The organism is Bacillus sp. N12A5, from assembly GCF_026790125.1.
Classification (GTDB): Bacteria; Bacillota; Bacilli; order Bacillales; family Bacillaceae; genus Bacillus.
Map to the genome: position 1 here is coordinate 1 of NZ_JALAMR010000003.1, position 17,967 is coordinate 17,967.

General features: G+C 41.2%; 17 protein-coding genes and 1 other RNA gene. 9 read left to right on the forward strand and 9 right to left on the reverse strand.

The genetic code is table 11. The annotated features are described in order from the left end of the window. Positions 1–34: 34 nt before the first annotated feature. The 3 genes from MOC09_RS03165 to dhaS all read right to left on the reverse strand — a co-directional run bounded on the left by MOC09_RS03165 (position 35) and on the right by dhaS (position 4,353). Positions 35–880: a superoxide dismutase gene (locus MOC09_RS03165; RefSeq protein WP_268367234.1), complete on the reverse strand. Its 846-nt coding sequence runs from the start codon at positions 878–880 to the stop codon at positions 35–37. Then, positions 870–2,765, reverse strand: a complete 1,896-nt coding sequence (locus MOC09_RS03170; RefSeq protein WP_268367235.1) for a prenyltransferase/squalene oxidase repeat-containing protein — start codon at positions 2,763–2,765, stop codon at positions 870–872. Before MOC09_RS03170 ends, MOC09_RS03165 begins: the two co-directional genes overlap by 11 nt. Before the next feature lie 100 nt (positions 2,766–2,865). Further along, positions 2,866–4,353, reverse strand: coding sequence for an aldehyde dehydrogenase DhaS (gene dhaS / locus MOC09_RS03175; RefSeq protein ID WP_268367236.1), 1,488 nt, complete (start codon positions 4,351–4,353; stop codon positions 2,866–2,868). A 229-nt stretch (positions 4,354–4,582) separates the two neighbouring features. Here dhaS and MOC09_RS03180 point away from each other — a divergent pair, with 229 nt between their 5' ends. From MOC09_RS03180 to MOC09_RS03210, 7 genes are all read left to right on the forward strand, one after another. Further along, positions 4,583–4,786 carry a DUF6501 family protein gene (locus MOC09_RS03180; protein ID WP_268361396.1) on the forward strand — a complete coding sequence of 68 codons (204 nt, stop codon included), beginning with the start codon at positions 4,583–4,585 and terminating at the stop codon, positions 4,784–4,786. Positions 4,787–5,129: 343 nt separating this feature from the next. Then, complete coding sequence (locus tag MOC09_RS03185; protein ID WP_003220141.1) at positions 5,130–5,474, forward strand: PH domain-containing protein; 345 nt, start codon at positions 5,130–5,132, stop codon at positions 5,472–5,474. A gap of 180 nt (positions 5,475–5,654) precedes the next feature. Next, a complete protein-coding gene (locus MOC09_RS03190) occupies positions 5,655–6,146 on the forward strand; it encodes a TraR/DksA family transcriptional regulator (RefSeq protein WP_268361393.1) in 492 nt (163 codons plus the stop codon). 150 nt (positions 6,147–6,296) lie between these two features. Further along, positions 6,297–6,923 (forward strand): FMN-dependent NADH-azoreductase AzoJ, encoded by a 627-nt coding sequence (gene azoJ, locus MOC09_RS03195; RefSeq protein WP_019258647.1) that lies wholly within the window; start codon positions 6,297–6,299, stop codon positions 6,921–6,923. Between the two features lie 230 nt (positions 6,924–7,153). Beyond that, positions 7,154–7,340: non-coding RNA, 6S RNA (gene ssrS / locus MOC09_RS03200), on the forward strand. Positions 7,341–7,479: 139 nt separating this feature from the next. Then, complete coding sequence (recQ, locus tag MOC09_RS03205) at positions 7,480–9,255, forward strand: DNA helicase RecQ (RefSeq protein ID WP_268361391.1); 1,776 nt, start codon at positions 7,480–7,482, stop codon at positions 9,253–9,255. A gap of 247 nt (positions 9,256–9,502) precedes the next feature. Continuing rightward, the gene (locus MOC09_RS03210; protein WP_268359892.1) at positions 9,503–10,366 is read left to right on the forward strand and encodes a LysM peptidoglycan-binding and 3D domain-containing protein; all 864 of its coding nucleotides are present in this window, start codon (positions 9,503–9,505) and stop codon (positions 10,364–10,366) included. A gap of 416 nt (positions 10,367–10,782) precedes the next feature. Here MOC09_RS03210 and desR read toward each other — a convergent pair whose 3' ends face one another. The 5 genes from desR to MOC09_RS03235 form a co-directional block, all read right to left on the reverse strand. Further along, positions 10,783–11,382 carry a two-component system response regulator DesR gene (desR, locus tag MOC09_RS03215; RefSeq protein ID WP_268359870.1) on the reverse strand — a complete coding sequence of 200 codons (600 nt, stop codon included), beginning with the start codon at positions 11,380–11,382 and terminating at the stop codon, positions 10,783–10,785. 18 nt (positions 11,383–11,400) lie between these two features. Continuing rightward, positions 11,401–12,513 (reverse strand): two-component sensor histidine kinase DesK, encoded by a 1,113-nt coding sequence (gene desK / locus MOC09_RS03220; protein WP_268359872.1) that lies wholly within the window; start codon positions 12,511–12,513, stop codon positions 11,401–11,403. 120 nt (positions 12,514–12,633) lie between these two features. Beyond that, positions 12,634–13,689, reverse strand: a complete 1,056-nt coding sequence (gene desE / locus MOC09_RS03225) for a fatty acid desaturase DesE (RefSeq protein WP_268369548.1) — start codon at positions 13,687–13,689, stop codon at positions 12,634–12,636. Positions 13,690–13,853: 164 nt separating this feature from the next. After that, entirely contained in the window at positions 13,854–14,831 is a 978-nt protein-coding gene (locus MOC09_RS03230) for a S66 family peptidase (protein ID WP_268369550.1), read from the reverse strand. 63 nt (positions 14,832–14,894) lie between these two features. Continuing rightward, positions 14,895–15,392 (reverse strand): hypothetical protein, encoded by a 498-nt coding sequence (locus MOC09_RS03235; RefSeq protein ID WP_268359876.1) that lies wholly within the window; start codon positions 15,390–15,392, stop codon positions 14,895–14,897. 170 nt (positions 15,393–15,562) lie between these two features. On the opposite strand from MOC09_RS03235, the gene MOC09_RS03240 reads away from it, so the two are divergent. Continuing rightward, positions 15,563–16,345 carry a VLRF1 family aeRF1-type release factor gene (locus tag MOC09_RS03240; RefSeq protein WP_268359877.1) on the forward strand — a complete coding sequence of 261 codons (783 nt, stop codon included), beginning with the start codon at positions 15,563–15,565 and terminating at the stop codon, positions 16,343–16,345. A gap of 136 nt (positions 16,346–16,481) precedes the next feature. Then, positions 16,482–17,018, forward strand: a complete 537-nt coding sequence (locus MOC09_RS03245) for a DUF420 domain-containing protein (RefSeq protein WP_268359879.1) — start codon at positions 16,482–16,484, stop codon at positions 17,016–17,018. 91 nt (positions 17,019–17,109) lie between these two features. On the opposite strand, the gene MOC09_RS03250 is transcribed toward MOC09_RS03245, so the two are convergent. Next, positions 17,110–17,787 carry a lysozyme family protein gene (locus MOC09_RS03250; RefSeq protein WP_268369552.1) on the reverse strand — a complete coding sequence of 226 codons (678 nt, stop codon included), beginning with the start codon at positions 17,785–17,787 and terminating at the stop codon, positions 17,110–17,112. Between the last annotated feature and the right edge of the window lie 180 nt (positions 17,788–17,967).

Consider the following 17,967-nt stretch of genomic DNA (forward strand, 5'->3'; position numbering starts at 1 on the left):
CTTAGAGGGGATAATATCAGAATAGGGGGCTTTTTTAATAGAGTTTCCAGACGACCTCTTTTGCCAGCTCGAAACGTTTTTCCGCCTCGCGCCAATCCACGACATTCCACCAATGATCAACGTAGCTCGCCCGGTCATTTTTGTACTGCAAATAGTAGGCATGTTCCCATACGTCAAGCGGTAAAAGAGGGATCACATCCCATTGGCTGAAATGCTGGTGCTTTTCTGCAGTTAAAATCTCCAGCCGTCCCGATCGAGGCGCCCAGACCAAAATGGCCCAGCCGACACCTTCCACTTTTTTAGCGGCCTGGGTAAAATGTTCTTTAAAAGCGGAATAGCTTCCAAATGAAAGATCAATCATTTGGAACAATGCACCCGTAGGGCGCCTTTTTCCGTTTGGATGCATTGAAAACCAGAAAATACTGTGCAAATAATGGCCGGCTCCATGGAATGCAAGCTCTCTTTCCCAATGAGTGACCAAATCAAAATTCTTTGATGCTCTCGCTTTCTTAAGCTCTAATTCTGCTTTGTTCAGACCGTCAACATAGCTTTGATGATGCTTCGTATGGTGAAGGACCATAATCTCGCGTGAGATATAAGGTTCTAAGGCAGAATATTTGTATGGAAGCTTTGGCAGTATATGTTTCCCTATTGGAACATAAGCACGTCTTTCACTTGTCTCCTCCGATTCTGTAATATCCCGGTAAAGGGCAGCGGCCTGCTTATACCAATCTTCTTCTGTTGTTTGGTCATCTTCCAGTGTTTCAATTATTTGATTGATTTGATCTTCAAACTGATCAAGCTGTCCTCGTTTTTCAATCTGATCCTTCAGGACTTCACACCAATTGAACATCTCTGTTTGATAAGATTCACGTTTCATTTGCTTTCTCCTTTTCAGCAGAATTCAAATATCTTCCGACAGCCAGTAAAGAGAATACATATGGATAACTGTGATAACGGATATAAAATTGATTTGGCAATCCGATCCCAGCTGGATAGGCCAGGCTATCGGAGTCATGAGAACTGCTGTCAGTAAGGTATTGCATACCTTTCACAACTGATGGGTGTTCCGGATTTTCGTATGTGAGCAATGCATCTAAAGCCCAGGCTGTTTGCACAATGGTTCCTCTGTGAAGCGGGACGTACGTTTTGATTTCGGCGCTTCTGCAGGATTCCCCCCAGCTGCCGTCATCAAGCTGTATGGATTTGAGCCAGCGCAGTGCCTTTTGTATAGCAGGATGCTTCCGGTCAACCCCGCAGGCATGCATACCAGTAAGAGCAGCCCATGTGCCGTAAATGTAGCAAACACCCCATCTCCCATACCATGACCCGTTTTGTTCTTGATGTTCGAAAAGCCAGTTCACAGCGCGTTGAATTTGTTGATGGTTCTCTGAGAAACCGGCTTTCTCGCCTAAAAAGTGCAGCACACGTCCGGTAAGATCGGCGGTAGAAGGGTCAACTGCCGCGTCCTCGGCAGATTCAAGCGGGAGAAGGCGGATCAGAGGATGGTTCACATTTTTTTCAAAGGCAGAAAATCCGCCATCGCGGTTTTGCATTGATAAAAGCCAAGACACGCCTCGCTCCCAAGCTGAAGGAGAATAACTGCATGGAATCGCTTTTAAAACAGCAGCAGTGTCGTCACAGTCAGGATTATTTGTATTGATGTTTGAAAATCCCCAGCCGCCGGGTGCTGCATCCGGATTTTTGACAGACCAATCTGCTATTTTTGTATGCTGGCGTTCTAGCAAAAAGGCGGCTGCTTTTGTAATAGAGCCGTCTGTTTCGGACACGCCGTTTTTTTGAAGGGCATAGCTGATCAGAGCCGTATCCCAAACCGTTGAAGTAGAGTTTTCCAGATACGGTATCCCGCTGCATTCTGTCACCAGCGATTTGATGCCCTTAATTGCTTTCTTAATGACCGGAGAGTGACGCGAGACACCAAGTGACAGGAGGCTGTAAACCATAAATATTGTTGCGCTCGCATAGCTGTACAATGTTCCGTCTTTTTCAATCCGGTCCAGCATATACGTTTTTGCTGTCTGTAAGCCCAGCTGCTGAAAAGCAAAAGGTGCACGAAAAATGTGTTTCCAATGTGACAAAATAGACGTGAGATCTCTATCTTCAAAAGCATCAGATCGAAGCCAAGTGAAAGGGTTTTTTGTCATGTGCGGATCGAGATGGTGAAGAGACCGAATATTGCGGTTTTTAAGGGCGAATCGCTGATTGAGTGTTACAGCCATAGGAGCAAAATGAATTCGGGCATATGTGCTGAATTGATAAAAATGAACCGGTAATGTTGGGGGGAGCGCCATAAGTGATAATGGTAAATACATAATAGGCCAAGGGTACAGCCCATTCGCGGCAAGCATCCATTTTGTCATGAAATGAACAGGTCTCAGGCCGCCATGTGAAATGATAAATTGTTCAGCCTTTCTCATATGCGGATCAGATCTGTGAAAACATCCTGATGCCAGCATCCCGACATATCCCTGGACAGTAGCTGTTATATTTCCGCTCGTTTCATCGGGATAATTGAAGAATGTGCCGTCTGGCTGCTGTTTTTCCCGAATGCCTGCTGCAAGCGCTGATATTAGCCCTTTATCATTCCCATCATTAAGTGAGGTGAGAAGCAAAATGAAAAACGAATTTGTCATAATTGGTCCTTCAAAGCAAAATGTCCACGAACCGTCAGCATTTTGCCTGTCTTTTAGCTCTGCAATGGTTTTCTTTTGATAACGCCTCACTTTCTCCTGAAGTGTGCCCATCTCGCTCAACTCCTTCAGAAGCATATATATTCAGCGTTTTTAACCGCCATTACAGAAAGAAAAAAACTGCTGGCAGGCAGCAGTTTTTGTGAAATGCATATTAGTCTTCGAGATTAATCCATACACTTTTGACTTCTGTGTAGTTATCTAAGGCATATGATCCCATTTCTCTTCCAAGTCCGGACTGTTTATAACCGCCAAACGGAGATGCCGCGTCAAACACGTTATAGCAGTTCACCCAGACGGTTCCGGCTTGAAGACGGTCCGCGATATAGTGGGCCTGCTTGACGTTCTCTGTCCATAGTCCGGCTGCGAGTCCATATTCTGAATGGTTCGCCCGTTCAATCACTTCGTCAACTGTTTCATATGGAATCGCAGTCAGCACCGGTCCGAAAATTTCTTCTTTTGCGATGGTCATCTCATCTTCCACATTCGCAAACACAGTCGGTGCGACAAAATATCCTTCTTCAAAAGGGCAGCTTCCGCCTGTCACAGCTTTAGCTCCTTCATCTTTTCCTTTTTGAATATAGGAAAGAACGCGTTCGTGCTGCTCCTTGCTTACGAGAGGACCGATTTGTGTATCCTTATGAAGTCCCGCTCCTTGACGGAGTGATTCAGCATAGGACACCATCTCATTTACCACTTCATCATACTGGTCTTTATGAATGAAAACGCGTGAGCCCGCACAGCAGACTTGGCCTTGATTAAACATTACGCCGTTTAAAGCGCCTGGAATTGCTTTCTTCAAATTCGCATCAGGCAGAAGGATATTAGGGGATTTACCGCCCAGCTCCAATGTAACGCGTTTTATGCTTTTTGCAGCGGTAGACATGATTTTCTTGCCGATTTCAGTGGAACCGGTAAAGGCAATTTTATCAACCGCTTCGTGGTTCGTCAGTGCTTCTCCTGCATCTTCACCGAATCCTGGGATGATGTTGATGACACCGTCAGGGAAACCGGCTTGGTCAATTAATTCTGCCAAATAAAGAGCTGAAAGCGGTGTTTGCTCAGCCGGTTTAAGCACAATTGTACAGCCTGTTGCAAGAGCTGCGCCCATTTTCCACATTGCCATCAGGAGCGGGAAATTCCATGGAATGATCTGGCCGACGACGCCGACAGGCTCATGGCGCGTATAATTAAAATAGGCGCCGGAAACCGGGATCGTCTGTCCAGTTATTTTTGTGCACCAGCCGGCGTAATAGCGCATATGCTCAATAGCCAGCGGAATATCTCCATTCGTCGTTTCATTTATCGGTTTTCCGTTATCAAGCGTTTCAAGCTGAGCAAGCTCAGTTTCATGCTCTTCCATTAAGTCAGCCAGCTTATACATCAGTCTGCTTCTCGAAGCTGGAGACATTGTTCTCCATTCACCTTGGTCAAAGGCTTTCCGGGCAGCTTTAACCGCTTTGTCCACATCTGCAGCCTGGGCTTCATACAGCGTCATCAATGTTTCGCCGGTCGCCGGGTTGGGAGTGTCAAAGGTGGCCCCTGAGGCACTAGGAACAAACTTTCCGTCAATATAAAGCTTCTTTGTTCCCTGTAAAAAAGTCTCCAGCCTTTTCGTCACTTGCATCGTTAAAGAACTCATTCGTAACAAACCTCCAGTCAATTTTTATGGTCTGTTCTGAGATTCTTGGTGATAGCACATCGATTCCTTGATTACATAGCAGAAATAAGCTGTGATTTTTGCTATAAGCGTAAGCGTATACAAACATTCTATAATAGAAAACAAGGCAAAATCAATGAATAACCGATATTGCAATTTATAAAAGAAAAAAGCTACAATAAGCTTATAGATAAGTAAAGGAGATTACATCATGATTCATAATAATTGGCTTGAAAAAGAAACAATCAAAAAGGTAAAATGTGTGCAGACAAACGCAAAAAAATATATCGTGAACCGCGTTTTAACTCCCGGAAAAGAATATGAAGTAAAAAATGAAACAGAGGAGTTTCTGTTTGTGGTCGACAATACGAATAAAGTCGGCGGCTATTATAAAGAATACTTCGAAGAGATGTAATGCTTGAAGATCTTTTAAAGCAGATGTAGAGAAAACCGCAGCTCAGCTGCGGTTTTTTTTCTATAGGTAAAGAATGGAAAAATGAAACAAAATCAATGAAAGCTTTAAAAAACCGCTTTTTTAAAAAAACATTGCTGAATATTGAAACTTTTTTCTCTATATGTGCGTATTACTTGATGACAAAAGCACAAAGACGAAAAACAAATCAAAAATTTGAAAAATGTAATCTGTTCGTAATGGTTTAAATGTCTTCCATGTCGTATTCTTATATAGGGATAAAGGACTTATTTTTAAGTAATGAATGATAAAACAAATAGATAAATGCAGAAAGAGGGGTTCTTCATTGGGTATTTTTTCTGTTAGCAGATCAACGGACGCAAAGAAGCTTGAAGCTCTGCTCGTTGAAGGGGAAAGAATAGAATCGATTTATAAGCTCCGCGTTGACCAAATTTGCTTTACAAATAAACGGATCATTTTCTTTGACAATAAAATGTTTTCTAAAAAGAAGGTTCGTGTATTTCTTCCATATAAAACAATTGAAAGCTTTGCGATTCAGGAAGCAGGCATGTTTGATCCGGACACCGGGCTTTTATTGATGACAAGAAGCAAAACCTTTGAATTAGAATTTGCAAAAGACACCGATTTAAGCGAAGTTCAAGCGGTGCTGACAAAACACTTGTGCAGCTGAATATTTGATGAGCCAGCCGTTCAAAAATGGTTAGGCTTTTTTTATATAAACAGAGCAGGGCGCAAATGCCCTGTTCTGTTTTACGACATATTCTAAGCTGAAGTAATTTACCTTTCTATCAAAGCTCACATGTTTGACAGGCGGCAAAACGGGAAACAGGATAGAAAGGAGAGGATACACATGGCATTGACTAAAGACCAAAAACAGCATCTCTACCATAAATTGCTCGATATGCAAAAAGAATTATCTGGTGAGAAAAAGGAAACAGAATCAATGACGGAAGAAGTAGGGGAGCTTTCCAATGGGGTCGATAACCATATGGGAGATCACGGCACGATCGTCACAGACCGAATGACAGATCAAACGGTAAGAGAGATTGACCGGGAGCTGTTAGAGGAGGTCAACCATGCATTACAAAAAATGAAAGACGGAACGTACGGAGTGTGTGAAAAAACCGGCAAAGACATTCCTTACGAAAGACTTGAAGCGGTACCCTATGCAAGAATGACAGTTGAGGCCCAAGCTGATATGGAGGATGATGTTGAGACAGATGCTCCGTCATTTGAAAGAGAGTTTCACGAACAGGTAAAAGATCTATCTAATAAAGAAACAGTCGACCAAAAAAGCTCACAGACATATGAAATTTTGGATCGTGAACAAGATTCGAAGTGAAAATAGCAGGCAGGTACACCGATATGAGGGGTACTTGCTTTTTTTTGAAAAAAAATCTCACATTCAAAATAAAGTGATTGACTTCGAGTAAAAAAGAAAGTAACATACTATTTGTAAGTAAATATAAAAAGTTTACCGGGAGGAATACAAATGTCTACAGTTTTATTTGTAAAATCAAGTGACCGTACAGCTGAAGAAGGCGTTTCAACGAAACTTTATGAAGCTTTCTTAGCTGCTTATAAAGAAAACAACCCTAATGATGAAGTGGTTGAATTAGATCTTCATAAAGAAAACCTTCCTTACCTTGGAAGAGATATGATTAACGGAACATTTAAAGCAGGCCAAGGAATGGAAATGACAGAAGAAGAGAAAAAACAAGCTGCAATTGCTGACAAATATCTGAATCAGTTTGTAAAAGCTGACAAAGTTGTTTTCGCATTCCCGCTTTGGAACTTCACAGTGCCGGCAGTGCTTCATACTTATGTTGATTACCTGTCTCGTGCAGGCGTTACATTCAAATACACACAAGAAGGACCAGTTGGTTTAATGGGCGGCAAAAAAGTTGCGCTTCTTAACGCGCGCGGCGGCATCTACTCTGAAGGACCAATGGCTTCTCTTGAAATGTCATTAAACTTCATGAAAACTGTTCTTGGTTTCTGGGGTGTTCAAGACTTGCACACAGTTGTCATCGAAGGACATAACGCAGCGCCTGATCAAGCGCAAGAAATCGTTGAAAAAGGTTTACAAGAAGCAAAAGATCTTGCTGCAAAATTCTAATCAAGTCAAAACTCCTATCCATGCGATAGGAGTTTTTAGTATACATATTATATAGAAGAAAGTGATAATTTCTTTTCGCTATAATGGCTGTTTTTTCTATTGTGATATATTTTTGATTGTCGAATGATCGAATATAATAGCGAAATAACAGTTTTAATGGCTGAGAAAAAGTTTTTCTAAACAATTGTTTTGGCCCCTTGATAAAAAACGTCTGATGGTGTACTATATAAAAGAAGCTACTTTGTACGTATTGTTAATTAAGTTTTAACCTTTAAGCTGTAATAGGGAGTTTTATATCGAAGCCGGAATGTCATGCCTCCATTGCAGGGGACGACAGGAACGTTTCTGCAAACACCCACTTTGAGGAGTGGTGGTTTAAAACTTTCTTACTTGCATACGGCAAGACGTAGCGAAAGCCATTTCCTTTTGGAAATGGCTTTTTAATTTATCTAAAAAGGTTTGGTATAGTGAAAATTCAATTTCTGTGTGAAAGAAATAAAGGCCGCTTTTATATGATATGATGGGAGAAATTGAACAAAAAGCGAGGTTTACACGTATGTTACATAGAGCCCAATCCCTTTTGGCCCATTATTTCGGTTATGAAAACCTTCGCAGCGGCCAGGAGGAAGCGATCCGCTCGGTGACCGAAGAAAGGCAAAATACAATCTGCATAATGCCGACGGGAGGAGGCAAATCGATTTGCTATCAAATTCCGGCACTGATGTTTGAAGGGACAACGATCGTCATTTCGCCTTTGATTTCCTTGATGAAAGATCAGGTCGATGCGTTGGAAGAAGCGGGGATTCACGCTGCCTACATTAACAGCACACAATCCAATCAGGAAATACATGAGAGGCTGAACGGGCTTAAAGAAGGGGCTTATAAGCTTTTTTACATTACACCGGAACGATTAACGTCTACGGAGTTTATTCGGATTTTGCAGGGCATTGATGTTCCTTTGGTTGCAATAGACGAGGCGCACTGTATTTCTCAATGGGGCCACGATTTTAGGCCCAGCTACAGAAATATTGAGATATTGTTCCGAGAATTACATGCCAAACCTGTCATCATGGCATTGACAGCAACAGCAACGCCCGAGGTCCATGAGGATATCTGCAGACAGCTCCATATTCAAAAAGAAAACACGGTATATACGGGTTTTTCCCGAGAGAACTTAACCTTTAAAGTAGTAAAAGGAGAAAATAAAGATCGATTTATTGATGAATATGTGCAAAAAAACAAACATGAAGCAGGCATTGTCTATACAGCGACCAGAAAAGAAGCTGATCGGATTTATGAGAGGTTGAAACGAAATCAGATCAGTGCAGGCCGGTATCACGGGGGCTTGGCTGATGAAGTCAGAAAAGAGCAGCAGGAAAGGTTTCTTAATGATGAGCTGCAAGTAATGGTGGCAACCTCTGCTTTTGGAATGGGCATTGATAAATCAAATATTAGATTTGTTCTTCATGCCCAAATTCCGAAAGATATGGAAAGCTACTATCAAGAGGCTGGACGAGCTGGACGGGACGGGCTTGACAGCGAATGTGTTCTCCTGTTTTCACCGCAGGATATTATGGTGCAGCGTTTTTTAATTGAACAATCAGAGCATGAAGAGAAACAAAAACGGGATTTAAAAAAACTGAGACAAATGGTTGACTATTGCCACACGGAGGATTGTCTGCAGCGGTTTATCCTGATGTATTTCGGAGAAAAGGAGCCTGATGTATGCGGACAGTGCGGAAACTGCACTGATACAAGGGCTGCCCATGACGTGACACGGGAGGCGCAAATGGTCTTATCGTGTATCATTCGCATGAAAGAACGGTTTGGCAAGACGATCGTTGCCCAAGTGCTCGCCGGATCTAAAAATAAAAAAGTTCTTGAGAACGGCTTTGCCGGTCTCTCAACATACGGGATATTAAAACACCAATCAGTAGGGGAAATCAGCGATTTTATCGAATTTCTTATTTCTGACGATTTCATCAGGATGTCTGACGGGACATTTCCGACTCTTTTTGTCAGCAGTAAAGGAAGGAACGTGCTTAGAGGAGAATTATCAGTCACAAGAAAAGAAGCATTAAAAGCGGCAGCCATTACTGAAAATGACGAGCTGTTTGAACGACTGCGCATGGTTCGCAAAGAAATTGCAGCAGAGCAGGGAGTTCCGCCTTTTGTCGTTTTTTCTGATCAAACGTTAAAAGAAATGTCAGGCAAACAGCCCGTAAATGATGAGGAACTTTTGTCTATAAAAGGCGTCGGAGAACAAAAAAGAGCAAAATACGGCCGGCTTTTTTTACAAGAAATACAAGCTTATGCAGGGATGACAGACTAAAAAAACAGAAAATCAATCTTTTTTTCTATAAAAAACACATTTTATTTTCTCTTTTTTGGTTCACATCAAAAAGACTTGCGAAGCCTATTATATCAAGGTTTCAGCAAGTCTTTCCAACACAGAGAAATCCTTCATGTAAAGGAACTGTAATCTAAATCATATCTTTTTGTTATTGATTTGACATTTACGTGTGTTACGATATCACCTGTTAGCCGCCAATAAAAAGCTAACAAGGGAGGATTTACTTATGAAGAAGACGATTATGTCCTTTGTAGCAGTTGCTGCACTTTCAACAACTGCATTCGGAGCTCACGCTTCTGCAAAAGAAATCACGGTGCAAAAGGGTGATACGCTCTGGGGAATCTCTCAGAAAAACGGAGTGAACCTAAAGGACTTAAAAGAATGGAACAAGTTAACTTCTGATAAAATCTTTGCAGGAGAAAAACTGACCATTTCTTCAGAAGAAACAACCACTTCTGGGCAATATACAATTAAAGCGGGAGATACGCTTTCTAAGATTGCTCAAAAATTCGGTACGACAGTCAACAACCTGAAAGTTTGGAATAACCTAAGCTCTGACATGATCTATGCTGGATCTACACTTTCAGTAAAAGGTCAGGCAACAGCAGCAAACACAGTTACTGAGAATGCGCAAACAAGCGCACCTCAAACTGCACCAAAACAAGAGGCTGTGCAAAAAGAGCAACCAAAACAAGAAGCTGTACAACAGCAACCTAAACAAGAAACAAAGGCTGAGGCAGAAACTTCTGTTAACACAGAAGAGAAGGCTGTTCAATCAAATACAAATAATCAAGAAGCTTCAAAAGAACTAACAGTTACTGCTACTGCATACACTGCTAACGACGGCGGCATTTCCGGCGTTACGGCAACAGGCATTGACTTAAATAAGAACCCGAACGCGAAAGTCATCGCGGTTGATCCTAATGTGATTCCGCTAGGTTCTAAAGTCTATGTTGAAGGCTATGGTGAAGCAACAGCAGCAGACACTGGCGGCGCTATTAAAGGTAATAAAATCGACGTATTTGTACCAAATAAAAGTGATGCATCTAATTGGGGCGTCAAAACTGTAAGTGTTAAAATCTTAAACTAATGATATAGATTGTGATAAAAGACATGAGCTTTTGGCTCGTGTCTTTTTTTCTGTTTGGAGATGTATTTATCATATGCTGATAACAGAAAAGTGGTCCTGTTTTTCTTAGTGTGATTCTATGGGCTATCGTTTACATGTATAATTCCGCATTGCAGAGACATTTGGCATCTCTACATCGGGGCTTATTTTGATGCTACTGATTATGCGTAACGAGCTGCTGTTCTATTATGCAAGGCAGCTTTGGAGCGGAGTGAATCATCCCTTTTATTGGGCTGTTAACCAAGCAATTAGCGGACATTAGGAGCGAAAAAGTGAAGCTGGAGTATGGGTCAGTATGAATCTGATTGCTCGTGACAATCTCCCTGGGGGGAGCTGCTGGTTAACAAAAAGATCTTGGCAGTTGCCAAGATCCTTTTTTATTTAAACCAGCCTTTTTCTTTTGACCGAGTAATTGCTTCTATTCGGTTTTTCACTTCGAGCTTTTCTAGAATCATTGAGATATAATTTCGCACCGTCCCGCTTTTGATGCTGAGTTCCTGAGCGATTTCTTTTGTGTTTTTACCGTCAGCCACAAGTTCAAGCACTTCTTTTTCTCGATCTGTAAGAGGGTTAGCTTCGCTGTACATGTCCTCCATCAGCTCAGGTGCATAGATGCGTTTTCCGTTCATGACGCTTCGGATGGCGCTTGCGAGCTCTTCGCTCGGACTGTCTTTTAACAAATAGCCTTTAACGCCTGCTTTAATGGCTCTTTGAAAGTAGCCGGGTCTTGCAAAGGTAGTTAAGATTATAATTTTGCAGCCTGTATCCTTTAACTCTTCAGCTGCTTCAAGCCCTGATTTCCCTGGCATTTCAATATCCATAATACATATATCAGGCTGATGTTTTTTGGCAAAGTCAACAGCATCCTGCCCGGTTGTACCTTTGCCTACGACTTCCATATCGTCTTCTAAGTTTAGAAGTGATCCTAAAGCGCCCAGCAGCATTTGCTGATCTTCCGCAATAAATATACTAATCATGTAAGCCATCCTTTATGTTTATTTTGAGTTATTAGGAATTGCCATGGTAAGCTTAGTGCCGTTTTTGGTATCAATGTGAAGGCTCCCGTTTGCAAATTCAAGCCGTTCTCTCATACCGAGTAAGCCGTGACCTTTTGAAAAGAATTTTTCTTCTCCTTGAAATGTTCCATCGTCAGATACTGTAATGACAACTTCCTTCCATAGCTGTTGAATGTCAACTCGGCAAGTTTTAGCCTGACTGTGTTTGACGACATTTGTGACAGCCTCTTTCAAGCACATGCTCAAAATGTTTTCATTAAGCAATGAGATATTTTCGGGCCATTTCTCTTCTTCATAGATAAACGTAATGTCAGCTGCTTCGAGAATTTGTTTGATATTGATCAGTTCATCCTTGAGCCGGATGCCTTTCATAGAGGATACGATCTTTCTTACTTCATTTAAAGAAGTTCTCGCTGTTTGCTGAACACTTTTCAGTTCACGAGCTGCTTGTTCGGGATCTTTGTATATCAGTTTTCGCGCCAAGTCGCTTTTTAAACCGATAAGCGAAAGCTTTTGCCCAAGCGTATCGTGGAGGTCGCGGGCAATACGCTGCCGCTCTTCTAATTTCACCAGCTCGGCAATCCGTTCATTCGCATCCTCGAGTTTTTCTTCAAGCCGTTCGCGCTCCTTGCGGCTTCTTATACTAAACGGCAATAAAATCGCACTGATGAGGGTAATGACGACAAAAGGGATTTGCGTCAGAAAGAATTCCTTTTTCAGCACAAGACTGAAATTAGCTGCCACGGCTGCGCTTATTAAATGGACGTAATATAAAATATGAAAAGGGACACGTTCTTTTATGTTTCCAATAAAATAGGCGATAAAAAAGGCAAAATAAATATAACTGAACATCGTAATGGAGGCGGTTGAAATGCCGATTAACAGAAACGCCCATAAATAAATGGCCCAGCCTTTAGAGACAAAAGCAAATCGATATACCGAAAAAAATAAAAGCGTCAAAATGATGCCGACGATAATGACAAATGTTGAATTTGATTTCCATATAAAGTAGAAGGGGAGGATGAAAAAGATCGTCCATATATAAGGCGTAATCCCGCTTAGCTTTTGAAATGTAAAATGCTTTTTAATCATGATATTCCCTCATTTTCAGCTTTTCATCTTACATGTAACTTTATCATTGCGAAAGCCAGAATGCACCCTCGAACAATAAAAAAGAAGCCTTCTAGTGTAAAGAGAAGACCTCCTTCATCATCAGGCATTCTTCCGCAGCTTCTGTTTTTCTGTTGAATCAGGCGGAAGGCTGAAAGGTGTATGTTTTACATCCCGAAATGACACAAATTGTTTTTTGTCTTCATCCCAAAGGCGGAAGGCAAGTGATTGCAGGCTTGTTTTTAAGGTAATTGTCGGTACGTTTTTTAATGGCTCATGATGTTCGTGGGCAACTTCAAGCTTATAGTTAGGCACTTTTGGACTCAAATGATGAACATGGTGGTAACCGATATTGCCTGTCAGCCATTGAAGCAGTTTTGGGAGTTTATAAAATGAACTGCCTTCCACAGCAGCCTGAACGTAACTCCAGTTTTCATCTGCTTCAAAATAAGAATCTTCAAATGTATGCTGCACATAAAACAGCCACACACCGATTGAGCCTGAGATCAGAAAAATGGGGCCTTGCACCAGCAAAAATGATTGCCATCCAAAGATCAGACAGCTAGCAGCAGCCAGCGCTACAATTGCCAGATTCGTAAGGTGCGTGTTGACACGCTCCTTGCGTCTTGCACCCTTTTTGTTGAAACGGTTTGTAATGAGAAAAACATAAATCGGTCCGAGAATAAACATGATAAACGGATTTCTATAAAGTCTATATGCAAGCTTCGTTCGTCTAGGTGCAGCTTTATATTCGTTTACCGTTAACAGCCATATGTCTCCTGTTCCGCGTTTATCCAGATTGCTGCTTGTCGCATGATGAATCGAATGGCTGTGCTGCCATTGAAGATACGGAAATAAAGTCAGAACACCTGTCAGAAAACCGAGAATATGGTTATAGCGTTTTTGTTTGAAAAATGATTGATGGCAGCAGTCATGGAAGATGATAAAAATTCTTGTCAAAAAACCTGCGGCAATCACTGTTAATGCTAACGTAAGGAGGTAGGAGACATCGAGGCTGAGATAAGCAAGAAACCACAGGCCGAAGAAGGGAATAAACGTGTTCAAAAGCTGAATCAGGCTGTTTTTTGTTTCGGGCTTAGCAAAAGCAGCGACTTGCTTTGTAAGCTGTTTTTGTTTATGTGCAGTTTGTTCAGTCATAGTAAGTATCCTCTCATTGTGTGTCTCAGTTCAGTATACGCGAAAGAGAGAAGTCTTTTGTAGTAGCACACATCATGCATCATATATGACATTTGTCATGGCTCCTCGTGCGCTTGCATGAATGACACGCTAAAAAAGCTTGTAAAAAAGAATTTACAAGCTGATTAATGTTTATCGATCCATATACGTGATGTACCCGAAACAGCCTCAATCCTGCATGTTCCTCCTATTGGAAACGTGGCAATCGGGGAGGTATGCCCGGCATTTACGTTTGCGATGATGGGGAGAGCGGATAATTCTTTTTTTGTTTCAATCATGGCTTTTACCTGTTCTATTGATACATTTGATGCTTTTTGAAATCTGCCAATCAAAATCGCTTTCACATGAGAAAAAGCGGGGAGGTGGATGAGTGATTGCAGATCGCGGTCAAACATATGGATGTCTGACATGTAATCATCTTCAATCAATAAAATGATCTGTTCTGTTTCAGGAAAATACTCCGTTCCCTGCAGCAAATTAAGCGTACATAGATTTCCACCAATCAAGGTGCCTTCCGCATAACCCTCTTGGATCACAACGGGACCGTTATTAGGGTAAAAGTGTCTGTTTTCTTGATCCAAAAACCAGCGGTCATCGCTCCACTCCCTTGAATGGTGAATCTCAAACGGATCGTCCGAAGCGCAGCAAGAAAGAAAATACTCTATTGTATAATCGAGTCCTTTTTTCATTGCAAATGTTGAAAAGTGGGGGCCTGAATACGTGACAAGGCCCGTTTTTTGATAAATGGCGTTGCAAAGAGCCGTTATATCGGAATAGCCGCATAGAATTTTTGGATGCTGTTTGATCTTCTCGTAATTAAGATAACGCAGCAGCTGATTTGAATTGAAACCGCCGAGTGTCGTTAAAATCGCTTTGACGTTTGGATCAAAAAAGGCTTCATGCAGATCATGGACTCTTGATTCGATAGAGGATGAATCAAATTCGTTTATTTCATTTGCATGTTCGGCGATAGTCACTCGATAACCTAAGCGTTCTAACACCGTTTTAGCTTGTATTTTTGCTTCATTTGACATTATAGACATGCTGGTCGCGGGAGACACGATCCGGATTTCGTCTCCCTTTTTTAGTTTTGAGGCGTACATAGAACCCTCCATCAATGGTTTTACACCATTACAGCACATCTTGGCTCATTCTTCCAGGCTTTTTTACAAGTCAACCCACTTAATGCTGCCGGATTGTGTAGCAGGATCGACGCATACTTTGAATTGATGTTTTTCATAAAAATGAATCAGCCGGTCTACATGATTCCAATCCCGTTTGGCAATGTCCCCGGTGACTTTAGGAATATTGTGGTCTCTGGCGATATCTTTTAAATATTTCATGCAAATAGAGCCAAACCCGTGATTCGGAGGGCCTTTTATGTCCCCAATATGAATGGCATCGTCCTTGTAAGAAGCTATAAGTGAAAAACAGCCTTTTCCTCTATAAGCCGTTTTACAATCGGTAAGCATAATTTTGCATGTTTGGCCATCATCAATCGAGGAAACAATCAACCATTCTTCATGTTTCGATTGATCAATACCAAGCACTTTGGCGTCTTTAGATAAATCCTTCATATTCTCCTGCATGCGGTAAATTTGAAATTCTAAATCATTTAGTTCTTCTTCAAGTTCTTGGCGATTTTTTTCTTTAACAGTAAACAAGATCAAACCCCTTTCAAAAATCAGCTTAGAAACACAGTTATCAATTGTATTAGATGAGAGGGGCATTGTAAATAACAAATCCATGATTGCTAGAAATTAGCGCAAAGTGAGGTTTGATCATTTTTAAGATAGGAAAAAGAAAACTAACCTGTGGAAAAGGAGGAAACGGAATGGCGATTGATTCATTGATTAAAAAATTACAGTATGTCCAATTGGAACCGCCGGATAAAATTCTCTCCCTCTATCTCAATACAGACATGAGAGATCCAGATCAGCAGGGGGGAGAATGGAAAATTGCCTTAAAGTCGGGATTCAGCAGATTGAAAGAGTATTTGGCAGCAAGTGATCCAGAGGAAGAGAAATGTCTGGATGGAATCAGAATGAAAATTGATCAATACCTCAATGAATTGGGAAAAGAGATGCCCCGCAGTCTCGTGTTTTTTGTTTCGGATAGCGGCATATGGGAACCAATTAAACTTCAAATCCCTGTAGAAACAAGATTTTACTGGGAAGAAACAGCTGTTCTGGATCAGCTGAAAGATTTGCGCCAAACATACCCAAGTACGGCGTTTATTTTAACTCAGCAGCATGAAGTGAAAATCATTGAAACCGTCTTAGGCAAAATTGAGGCGGTTGAGCATTATGAGTATGATATGGTCAAAGAGTCTTGGGAGAATTGCCATTCCTCTGCAAAAAAAGAGGCTCCATTTGAAGAGGACCGAATGAGGGAACATGCAACGGAGAATCAAACGAGACTGTATAAGCGGCTGGCTGCCAATCTTGATCAAAAAGCTGCCGTGAAAAGATGGGAACGAATGGTCATCGCCGGGGATAAAGAAACGGCGGATATTTTGGATCAGCATATGAATAAACCGATTCATTCGAAAATCCAAAAGAACCTGCTGAATGAAAAAGAACATAAGGCCGTTGAGCATTTGATCAGGGAGGCGTAAATCTCATAGGGCCGGGGCTAAAAGCCGCGGCCTTTGAAGTGTGTCTAATTTCTGACGAAGCAATCGAAAACGTTGACATCTTCTATGAATTTGCATACGATTTGGATAGCCAGTACAAATTAGGAGAGGTCATCAAATGAATCAAACAGAAAATAAACCGAAAAATTATACGGGAATTGTTCTTACGCTGACAGTTCTGATTAACGGTTTAATCGCAGTGCTGTTTTTTATGCCTAAATTAGATCAGTTCAGCCATGCGAATATCCACATTTTGCCGATGCTGAATGCGATATTCAACAGCTTTACGTTCATCTTTTTATTGGCCGCGCTGATTATGATTAAACAAAAAAATATTAAAGCCCATAAACGCTTTATTTTAGCCGCTTTTACAACAACATTGCTATTTTTGATTTGTTATGTCATCTACCATTCGATTGCAGAGAATACGCTCTACGGCGGAGAAGGTATTATGCGCCCGATTTACTTCTTTATTTTAATTACGCATATCTGTCTTTCTGCAGTCATTGTGCCGCTTGCGCTGTTTACGCTGATCAGAGGATTCAGCATGCAGGTTGAGCGCCATAAAAAAATTGCCAGATGGACAATGCCTCTGTGGCTTTATGTAAGCCTGACAGGCGTTATTGTATATCTGATGATATCACCGTACTATTAAAAGCCATACTTTGTATGGCTTTTTTTGCACATGTAAACACGACAAAAGCCCAAAAACGGATTTGGGCTTGTGTCAGTAAATTGATAGACTCCTAATCATGAGCCTTAGATTCCATGGTTTCAAGTGTTGCAACCTGCAAAGATTCTTCAACAGTTTTTGTTTTTTCTTTTACTTTTTCTGCATACGTATAATCACCGTAGCAATACGGATAGCGGAAATTGTTTACATTTCCTCCGCAAGTATACAGCTCGGGATTTTTTTTGACTTGCTGCTCGGAGTATTGTTTTGCCAATTCCTCAGTATGCTTTCCTCCATGTTCAGCTACAAAGTCAATATAACCTGCCCCCATGTTGTAGCTTTGAATAATGGTATCCAAATCCACACCTTTTTCCTTTCCGGTCTTGTACATGAGGGTAAATTGCTTGATGCCTTGTTTAACACTGAGTTGAGGGTCTGTTATCTCATTGCGTTTTAACCCCAGAGATTCAGAGGACTGCATGGGATCATTGCCTTTTCCTTTAGACTCCTGATACATCATGCCAAGTATCAGTGATGTATAATTAGAGAGCCCTTGGTTTTCAAGCTCGTCTTCCACCAGCGGTTTATAATCGGTTAAACGTTCCAAAACAATCGTTTTCGTATCGATCGGAAGTTTTTTGATTAAATCCCGGTTGAATAAAAGCAAGACCAATAAAAAAGAGGCGATGACAAAGACAAAAATCATCATAAAACCCGCAGCAGCGAAACAGCCTTTTCTCTTTTTTTTCACTGTGTTTCACCCTCAATGTTTGGAGCAGTATGACTTTTTTATTATGACACAGAACATATATCAGACCAAGTAAAAACCTGATTTGAAACATAAATTTAAACTATGAGATTGAATTGGAATACAAGCAGGCTGGTTTGCACCAAAACACATTTGTTATATGATAAAACTATGAATAAAGAA

Excerpts from the sequence above, each read along its gene's own strand:
- MOC09_RS03165 (WP_268367234.1), bottom strand. The coding sequence starts at position 880 with ATGAAACGTGAATCTTATCAAACAGAGATGTTCAATTGGTGTGAAGTC.
- MOC09_RS03170 (WP_268367235.1), bottom strand. The coding sequence starts at position 2,765 with ATGGGCACACTTCAGGAGAAAGTGAGGCGTTATCAAAAGAAAACCATT.
- dhaS (WP_268367236.1), bottom strand. The coding sequence starts at position 4,353 with ATGAGTTCTTTAACGATGCAAGTGACGAAAAGGCTGGAGACTTTTTTA.
- MOC09_RS03180 (WP_268361396.1), top strand. The coding sequence starts at position 4,583 with ATGATTCATAATAATTGGCTTGAAAAAGAAACAATCAAAAAGGTAAAA.
- MOC09_RS03190 (WP_268361393.1), top strand. The coding sequence starts at position 5,655 with ATGGCATTGACTAAAGACCAAAAACAGCATCTCTACCATAAATTGCTC.
- azoJ (WP_019258647.1), top strand. The coding sequence starts at position 6,297 with ATGTCTACAGTTTTATTTGTAAAATCAAGTGACCGTACAGCTGAAGAA.
- recQ (WP_268361391.1), top strand. The coding sequence starts at position 7,480 with ATGTTACATAGAGCCCAATCCCTTTTGGCCCATTATTTCGGTTATGAA.
- MOC09_RS03210 (WP_268359892.1), top strand. The coding sequence starts at position 9,503 with ATGAAGAAGACGATTATGTCCTTTGTAGCAGTTGCTGCACTTTCAACA.
- desR (WP_268359870.1), bottom strand. The coding sequence starts at position 11,382 with ATGATTAGTATATTTATTGCGGAAGATCAGCAAATGCTGCTGGGCGCT.
- desK (WP_268359872.1), bottom strand. The coding sequence starts at position 12,513 with ATGATTAAAAAGCATTTTACATTTCAAAAGCTAAGCGGGATTACGCCT.
- desE (WP_268369548.1), bottom strand. The coding sequence starts at position 13,689 with ATGACTGAACAAACTGCACATAAACAAAAACAGCTTACAAAGCAAGTC.
- MOC09_RS03230 (WP_268369550.1), bottom strand. The coding sequence starts at position 14,831 with ATGTACGCCTCAAAACTAAAAAAGGGAGACGAAATCCGGATCGTGTCT.
- MOC09_RS03240 (WP_268359877.1), top strand. The coding sequence starts at position 15,563 with ATGGCGATTGATTCATTGATTAAAAAATTACAGTATGTCCAATTGGAA.
- MOC09_RS03245 (WP_268359879.1), top strand. The coding sequence starts at position 16,482 with ATGAATCAAACAGAAAATAAACCGAAAAATTATACGGGAATTGTTCTT.